11 protein-coding genes and 1 pseudogene are annotated in these 7,640 nt (G+C 47.7%); 7 read left to right on the top strand and 5 right to left on the bottom strand.

What is annotated here, in order from left to right; translation table 11 throughout:
* The coding region (locus tag AC3A8L_RS18010) for a TraR/DksA C4-type zinc finger protein (RefSeq protein ID WP_487963662.1) at positions 1-201 on the bottom strand (201 nt) is incomplete at its 3' end.
* A 197-nt stretch (positions 202-398) separates the two neighbouring features.
* Between AC3A8L_RS18010 and sfsA the strand changes: the two genes are divergently transcribed.
* The gene (sfsA, locus tag AC3A8L_RS18005; RefSeq protein WP_487963661.1) at positions 399-1,100 is read left to right on the top strand and encodes a DNA/RNA nuclease SfsA; all 702 of its coding nucleotides are present in this window, start codon (positions 399-401) and stop codon (positions 1,098-1,100) included.
* 28 nt (positions 1,101-1,128) lie between these two features.
* On the opposite strand, the gene AC3A8L_RS18000 is transcribed toward sfsA, so the two are convergent.
* Together AC3A8L_RS18000 and AC3A8L_RS17995 are read right to left on the bottom strand one after the other, a co-directional pair.
* Positions 1,129-1,443: a Rieske (2Fe-2S) protein gene (locus tag AC3A8L_RS18000; protein WP_487963660.1), complete on the bottom strand. Its 315-nt coding sequence runs from the start codon at positions 1,441-1,443 to the stop codon at positions 1,129-1,131.
* Positions 1,444-1,534: 91 nt separating this feature from the next.
* On the bottom strand, positions 1,535-1,834 hold the full coding sequence (locus AC3A8L_RS17995) for a TfoX/Sxy family protein (RefSeq protein WP_487963659.1): 300 nt from the start codon (positions 1,832-1,834) through the stop codon (positions 1,535-1,537).
* Between the two features lie 239 nt (positions 1,835-2,073).
* On the opposite strand from AC3A8L_RS17995, the gene AC3A8L_RS17990 reads away from it, so the two are divergent.
* The 3 genes from AC3A8L_RS17990 (at position 2,074) to AC3A8L_RS17980 (ending at position 4,271) form a co-directional block, all read left to right on the top strand.
* The gene (locus tag AC3A8L_RS17990; RefSeq protein ID WP_487963658.1) at positions 2,074-2,763 is read left to right on the top strand and encodes a M15 family metallopeptidase; all 690 of its coding nucleotides are present in this window, start codon (positions 2,074-2,076) and stop codon (positions 2,761-2,763) included.
* Positions 2,760-3,407: an HAD family hydrolase gene (locus AC3A8L_RS17985; protein ID WP_487963657.1), complete on the top strand. Its 648-nt coding sequence runs from the start codon at positions 2,760-2,762 to the stop codon at positions 3,405-3,407. The genes AC3A8L_RS17990 and AC3A8L_RS17985 overlap by 4 nt, the downstream gene beginning before the upstream one ends.
* Positions 3,408-3,479: 72 nt before the next feature.
* Complete coding sequence (locus AC3A8L_RS17980; protein WP_487963656.1) at positions 3,480-4,271, top strand: hypothetical protein; 792 nt, start codon at positions 3,480-3,482, stop codon at positions 4,269-4,271.
* 7 nt (positions 4,272-4,278) lie between these two features.
* Here AC3A8L_RS17980 and AC3A8L_RS17975 read toward each other — a convergent pair whose 3' ends face one another.
* Positions 4,279-4,875 (bottom strand): GspH/FimT family pseudopilin, encoded by a 597-nt coding sequence (locus AC3A8L_RS17975; RefSeq protein ID WP_487963655.1) that lies wholly within the window; start codon positions 4,873-4,875, stop codon positions 4,279-4,281.
* Between the two features lie 144 nt (positions 4,876-5,019).
* Positions 5,020-5,556 carry an inorganic diphosphatase gene (gene ppa / locus AC3A8L_RS17970; RefSeq protein WP_487963654.1) on the bottom strand — a complete coding sequence of 179 codons (537 nt, stop codon included), beginning with the start codon at positions 5,554-5,556 and terminating at the stop codon, positions 5,020-5,022.
* A gap of 145 nt (positions 5,557-5,701) precedes the next feature.
* On the opposite strand from ppa, the gene AC3A8L_RS17965 reads away from it, so the two are divergent.
* The 3 genes and pseudogenes from AC3A8L_RS17965 to AC3A8L_RS17955 all read left to right on the top strand — a co-directional run.
* Positions 5,702-6,370 (top strand): protein-L-isoaspartate(D-aspartate) O-methyltransferase, encoded by a 669-nt coding sequence (locus AC3A8L_RS17965; protein ID WP_487963653.1) that lies wholly within the window; start codon positions 5,702-5,704, stop codon positions 6,368-6,370.
* Entirely contained in the window at positions 6,367-7,311 is a 945-nt protein-coding gene (locus tag AC3A8L_RS17960) for a DUF368 domain-containing protein (RefSeq protein WP_487963652.1), read from the top strand. Before AC3A8L_RS17965 ends, AC3A8L_RS17960 begins: the two co-directional genes overlap by 4 nt.
* A gap of 128 nt (positions 7,312-7,439) precedes the next feature.
* Positions 7,440-7,640, top strand: a pseudogene (locus tag AC3A8L_RS17955) (hypothetical protein); the annotation flags it as partial.

Genomic DNA, 7,640 nt, shown 5'->3' with positions numbered 1-7,640 from the left:
AGCGGGGTCTGGGAAATTAGCCGCTTCATCTTTCATGTGACTTACGGTGCGATCAACTTCTTCCATAAGTTCTTTTTTCCAAGCTAAAAGCAAATTTTTGAAATGCTCCCGTTGGGTCTCGTTCATATACTCTTCGCCATCAGTTTCCTGATAGGGCTGGAAGCCGTGAAGGGCGAAATGCGTTGCTTGTGAATCGGGCATTATTGCGGCCTCTTATCTCTAAAAACCAAAAACTATCCGTTTGTTTTACCGCTCAAAAAGTGGCATTGACCTCAGAGTTGGGGCACTCTGCGTAAATTCAAGCTGTTAAGCTATCGAAAGTGTCTCGGCCAAGCGAGCAAAACTAACAGATTCCTAAAAAACGCGCTAGTCATTGGGCTTACTAGTAAGGATATTCGATGAATTTCACGCCACTTTTGCAAAAGGCACGTCTTGTACGTCGTTACAAACGCTTTTTAGCGGATGTAATTTTACCCGACGGCACCGAAATTACGGTGCATTGTCCAAATACGGGCAGCATGAAAAACTGTTTGGTCGAGGGTAGCGACTGTTGGTTATTGCACAGCGATAACCCCAAGCGAAAATATGCCTATACGTGGCAGCTGGCTACAACTCCGACGGGGCATATCGCTTGCGTTAATACGCATGTGGCCAATAAGCTCGTTGGTGAAGCGCTTCATGAGGGTGTCATGTCTGAACTGCAAGGCTATCCTTCTATTCGGCCCGAGGTTAAATACGGAGAAGGTAGCCGAGTGGATTTTTTATTGTCGGCGGATGATAAGCCCGATTGCTTTGTCGAGGTGAAGAGTGTCACGCTTTTGGATCAGGGGCAGGGCTGTTTTCCCGACTCAGTGAGCACGCGAGGGCAAAAGCATCTACGCGAATTAATGGCGGTTGTTGCTGGGGGGCAGCGGGGGGTGTTGTTGTTTTGTGTGCTACATACAGGAATTGAATCTGTATCGGCAGCTGCGCATATTGATCCAGTTTATGCGCAGTTGATGAAAGAAGCTGTGGCGGCGGGGGTGGAGGTTATTGCTTACGGTGCTGATGTGAGCCCGAGTGCGATAGCGATCAATCAACGCTTAAAGGTGATTACCTGAAAATTACGACTTCCTCGTTTTTTTGTTTTCAGCTCAAATAAATAATCCCGTTCGATTCATGAATGGCGACGGACTGTAGCTTGTCGCCGTAACAGGGGCCGCTAACGCATTCTCCGCTGTCCGGCATGAACAGTGCGCCGTGAGTGGAGCAGCGAATTAAGCCGGTATCCTGATCCGCAAACGTATGTTCCTCCCACTCTAAAGGTATCGATAAGTGGGGGCAGCGGTTGATATAAGCTTTTACCTGACCTTCATGCACTAACACTAAATACTGTTCGCCATTAATGGCGGTGCCAAATGTTGGGTGTTGATTAAGGTCGTCGCGGGAGCAAAGCGTTTGCATAATATGTGCCTTTAGCCATGGTAGGTGGCGTAGGATAATCTAAAGGCGTATCTGGTGCAGTGTAATGCTGTGAGCAATGCAATCGCTGGAGTTACTGTGCTTCAGCGGTAGAAACCGCTGGGCTTTCGGACTCGGCCACCAGTTGTGATTTTAGTGATGGCGACAGATCATTCCAATGTACATCCATTAACGCGCCTTGCAGGGCGTAAAGCATCACTTTAGAAACATGAATGCCGCGCGCTTTTATGCGACGATAGGCCTCTACGGCACCTACTTGAGCAAGGTCTTGATAGGTATTAATACCTACAGCGCGCAAAATGTTAACAGAAGCCATTCCAAGATTGCGAAGTTCGAGTAAATCTTGGTCTTTTTGAGAGGCGGAGGCTGTCATAGTCGAATCCTAGTAAATTATTATTATGGCTCTCATCGGTAAAGCTAAGAGTCCTGTACATTTTAGGCAACGATTAAAGGTTTAGCACAGCTTTTGGTTTTTTACCGGGAAAGTCGTGAAAAATGTTGCTTAGTTCCCAATCAATGCGTGCACAAAACATGCGTGGCGTATTCCATTAACTATAGTAGCGGCTCTTTTATAATGCACAATTATATGGCGCGCCAAAATGAGGAGTGTGAGTGTTCAATCGTAATCAAGCGTTAGGCCTCGATGATCGTCATGTTGCGGATGTTGTTTTGGGTGACGCCCCAAGTTTTAGGGTTCACGCCGGGCTTGTGGAGCCGCTGGGTGAACTTTGGCGAGCTGCACGCCAGCAAGGGTTTGATTTGGCCGTGGCCAGCGGCTATCGCTCGTTTGAACGCCAGTGCGTTATTTGGAATGCCAAGGCGAGCGGCGCCCGACCAGTATTAGATGCTCGTGAACGTCGACTGGATATAGCGACATTAGATGCAGCGGCGCTTGTTAAGGCTATTTTGCACTGGTCGGCTTTACCTGGTGGGTCGCGTCATCACTGGGGGACTGATTTTGATATTTATGATGCGCGCGCCCTGCTTCCAGGGCAGTCGCTCGCATTAACCATTATGGAAACCCAAACGGTATTTGCAGAGTTTTATCTTTGGTTGGATGAATATTTGGCCGGACAGTCAGAATTTGTAAGGCCGTATTTGCGTACAGGTTCTATAGCCTGCGAACCGTGGCATTTAAGTTACAAGCCGTTAGCGCACGAGTATGAAAAGCGGGTCGAAGAAGGGGAGGTTTTGGCGCAATTGAAGCGTGCTAATGTTTCACTCGTTAATATTGTAGAGGCCGATTTTTCGGCAATATATCGCGATTATATAAAAGCTTATTTTATCGGAGAGGTTGCGTGAAGGCCGTTATTTTTGATTGTGATGGCGTACTTGTGGATAGTGAGCCTGTATATGCGGAAGCGTTTTCCGATACGCTGGGGGTTTTTGGTTGTCCTTTACCAGCAGGGTTATTGGCGACTGAGCTTCAGGGGCGAAGTATGGATGATTGTTTTCGGTGGCTTGCAAAGCATTGGGGCTTTGTCGTGACCAGTGCTTTCCGTGATGCGCTTTTTAGTCGGACGGATGTTTTGATTCCAGTACTTTTAAAGCCCATTTTTGAAGTCGGGTTGCTGGTTGAGGCGTTGGCTTGTCCGAAAGCGGTTGCATCGAATGGTGTTCGCCGCTCGGTTTTACATAACCTTGAGTTATGTAAATTGAAACACTATTTCGACCCTCATATATATACCGCAGAGCAGGTGGCCTTGCCTAAGCCTGCTCCTGATGTTTATTTGCATGCTGCATCACGGTTACAAGTGTCGCCTCATGAGTGTTTGGTTATTGAGGATTCTTACTTGGGCGTTAAAGCGGCTTTGGCGGCAGGCATGCAGGTTTGCTGGTTTGGCGGTGATGAGTATTTAAATGAAGACTTGCAAGGCCGGCAGGTGTTTAAAGCTTCAACAATGTCTGGCGTACGTCAGGTTTTGAAAAAACTAGAGCTGCTATAGTTAACACGTGGCGTGTATAAAAGCCTTTCAGTTTTACTTGAATGTGACAACCCAACCCTAGAGCGATAGATTGTGGAATCCGAAAAGTTTGATTTAGTATTTAGTGGGCAAATATTACCCCGCCAAGATGTTGCAACCGTTAAGGCGAATATGGCGGCTTTATTTAAGGTGTCCAGCGCTCAGGTTGATGCTTTGTTTTCGGGCAAAGCGGTAGTGCTTAAGCGCAATGTTGATTTAGCGGCTGCGAATCGCTATCGCGTGGCGATAAAAAAAGCGGGCGCGCGTGTCGATTTGGTAAAAGCTGGGACGGCAGCGGCTTCTCCCGCAAAAGCCGAAAAGGTGCCGCAGGCAGCGCAAGTTTCGGCAAGCCCGGTGGAGGCTGTAGTGGCACCTTCTGTGGCCGTAAATACTGCAGTGGTTAATGCTTCGGCAGCCAAAGTTGAATTGGGACTTGAGGCGGTTGGTGCAAATTTAAGTGATGCCATACGAACGCCAGTGGCCAGTGTTGCGGCGCCTAATTTTGAAGTGTTTGAGGCCGGCAGTGATTTGTTGTCGGGTCATGAACGTACGGAATTTGTTGCAAAAGAAGTTGATACATCGGCGTTTTCAGTGCGCGATGGCGGCGGTAATTTATTGGATGATGGCGAGTGGATTGCGAGCCTCCCACTGATTGTTGCGGATCTGGATGTTGATGTATTGCCGCCAGGTTCCAACTTGATTAATGAGCGGGAGCGTGAACCCGTCAACCGTGTTCATATCGCGGACTTAGATCTGGAAATTGCACCGCCTGGAGCGCGGCTTGAGGCCGAAAAAGGGCCTGCTGCGAAGGCTCCCAATATTGATCATATCCAATTATCAGATTAATGTTTCGTTACGAATTTGGGCAGGAATTGTTATCGGGTGCCGCGGATAACTGAGCGATATAAGGGCGGCCGGTAAAACTGATCGTCACTTTGCGAATCAACGATAGGTTGGGTATTTGTGGGCAATAGATAAAGCTGGCGGGAGTATTACTGCTGCCGTCGGCTTTCATCCGTATCACTTTATGGGCATTAAGCCTGAGTCTGCCCCGCGACGGCAGAGTCGTGTGAGCCAGTAAGTCTTCTTGCAAGTCTCTTATTTTGTTGTTGTTCGAATCAATAAAAATTTGCAGCTCAATAATATTATTAAGGCTGCAATCGCCTCGCTCGTTTACGCCGCATAATGACACCGCCGTGCCGGCTGTTATGGCAAATTCACGGGTGGCTTGTAATTGTTGAAATAAAACTCGGGTTGTTGCGTCGGCGGCGGTTTTTGCCTGCCAGTAAGTAAAGCTCGGTAATGCCGATGCCGCTAATATGGCAATGATGCTAATCACGATGAGTAATTCAAGTAGTGTTAGGCCGCTGTGGCGAGGGATTTGGCTTGAGGCTGATGAGGTGCGGGTGCGTAATCGACGCGCGGATTTACCCCGTTGATGGTGCTGCATAATGCATTACTTAGCATAAGTTACTGAATCCTTGTGTTAAGGAAGGTAGCTAAGGAATAAAGGGCTTGCCAGAAGTTGGCGCCATAGCCTGCAAAATAATTGCATTGCAGGCTATATTGGCGCCTAAAACATAAAAAGTAAGGGCTAGCCTTCTTTTTCGTTGTATAGCGCGATGGCGTCTACAATTTCTTTTTTCGCTGCAGCCGCATCTGCCCAGCCTTCCACTTTCACCCACTTGCCGTCTTCTAAATCTTTGTAGCGCTCAAAGAAGTGGCTGATTTGCTTGAGTAGAATTTCAGGGAGGTCGGTATAAGACTCGACTTTGTCGTACAGTTTTGTGGTTTTTGATACCGGTACGGCGAGTATTTTCGCGTCTTCACCTGACTCGTCAGTCATTTTGAGTACGCCAATCGGACGGCACTTAACAACGCAGCCCGGCACCAGTGGTGATCCCATCACGACAAGGACATCTGCAGCATCGCCATCACCGCATAAGGTGTTGGGCACGTAGCCGTAGTTGCATGGGTAGCGCATTGATGTGCTAAGGATGCGATCGACAAATAGTGCGCCGGAATCTTTATCTAGCTCATATTTGATAGGCTCGCCGCCTTGAGGAATTTCGATCACAACGTTAACTTCTTCAGGCGCATTTTTGCCTGTTGGTACATTATTAAGGCTCATGGTTAGCTTCCTAGTAGTGAAATGGAGTCAAAAACGGCGAGCATTCTATCATATGGCGCCTGTGCTGGAAGCTGAATGCAGTGGTTGCTCTTAGCGAATAATCAAGCTGTGCTATAGTTCTGCGCGATTTCTGTGGGGGGAGAAGATGCTAGACGATCTTGTGCGTGAAGGGGTTGGAATGACCTCGCGCCGAACGCGTGAGCGCCTAATAGAGCGCTTGCGAGAGCGGGGCATAAAAAATGAAGTGGTCTTAAACGTTATGGCTAATACGCCTCGACATTTGTTTGTTGATGAGGCATTAGCGCATCGTGCTTATGAAGATACGGCTTTGCCTATTGGTTTCAAGCAAACGTTATCGCAGCCCTATACGGTCGCAAGGATGACCGAAATATTGCTAGAGCAGTGCCCGTTGCTGGGCAGTGTGTTTGAAATAGGAACGGGGTCCGGCTATCAGACGGCTGTGCTGGCGCAATTGTTTAAGCGGGTTTGTACCGTGGAGCGAATAGCGCCGTTGCAGCAAAAAGCGAGGGCTCGGTTGGCGGGTTTAAATTTAAACAACATCCAATATCGCCATGCAGATGGGCATGATGGCTGGCGGCACGGTGGTCGTTTCGATGCGATCATCGGCACGGCAGCGGCTTCAGATTTACCTAAGCAGTTGCCGGCTCAATTGACGGCAAGAGGTGTGCTCATTATTCCGGTGGGTGACGACACTCAAAACTTGACCCTCATTCGCCGTGATGGCGATGCTTTTTTAACCTCGATTATAGAATCGGCTAATTTTGTCCCGTTATTAAAAGGAACTATTTCTTGAAGGCCCAGAAAAGAACACCCAAGCAGTACGCGTTAATTATGTTGAAAGGTATGGCAATGGGGGCTGCAGATGTTGTTCCTGGGGTGTCTGGTGGCACGATTGCTTTTATTACGGGTATCTATGATGAATTTTTGGGCTCATTAAAAAATTGCACACCTGCAGCGCTGCTGCTTTGGAAGAAGCAGGGCTTCAAGGCTTTTTGGCAGCATGTTAATGGCGGTTTCTTGATCGCTTTATTTGCGGGTATTTTGCTGAGTATCAAAACGTTTGCGGCAGTGATAGAGCTTGCGCTGCATGAGCATCCCATTTGGGTTTGGTCCTTTTTCTTTGGTTTAATTATTGCTTCGGTGGTATTGCTTGCGCGGCATATAGAGCGCTGGCGTTTGAGGGATGTCATTGCTGTTTTTGCGGGGACAGCGGTCGTGGTTGCTATTTCTTTGGCCGCCCCTGCTCAGCTTCCGGGACATTGGTGGGTTATGTTCTTTGGCGGTTTTATTGCTATATGCGCAATGATATTGCCGGGTATATCCGGTAGTTTTTTACTGTTGCTTGCGGGGCTTTACCCTGTCTTCTTGGGGGCGGTGAATAATCTGGAGTGGCTCCTGTTGATATCTTTTGGTGTTGGCGCTGTTTGTGGCTTGATGAGCTTCTCTAGAGCCCTGTCTTGGTTACTTTCAAACTATCATCAAGTGACTATAGCAACGCTGATTGGTTTTTTGGTGGGGTCTTTGAATGTGACGTGGCCTTGGAAAGAGCCCTTAGTCACGATGCTGGATCGACATGGCGAGTTGGTGGTTGTGCAAAGTGCGAATGTATTCCCGGCGCACTATGCTGAAGTGGTTGGAGGGCAACCGGACACCCTTATTGCGCTATTGTGTGCTGCAGGTGGTGTTTTTTTGGTTCTTGCGACTGAGTTTTTGGCAGGGAAGTTCGGAAAGTAGTTTTTAATGTTGGTACTTTTGTTTGGTTTTGTTTTTTTTTGACCGATAAATTCGTCTTTTTAATATTTATTAGGAATAAAAAAATGGCTCTTATAGCGACTATTAATAGTTATTTGTACTGAAAAATTATGTCAGATGCTTACTATCAGCGCATTCTTTCTTTATATGTCAAAAAAACAGCACTACTGCTGTTTAATATTTTAGTCGTATTTTTTTGCGTTTCTTGCTCCAGTCATTCTCATCGTGCGCCGGTATCGAGTGTCGCCCAGCCCCAGTCCTTAAAAGTAAGTTCCCATCGTGTCGCCCGTGGCGACACTCTTTATGCCATT

The sequence above is a fragment of the Marinagarivorans sp. genome (assembly GCF_982758155.1).
This window is presented reverse-complemented; position numbering and strand designations above follow the sequence as displayed.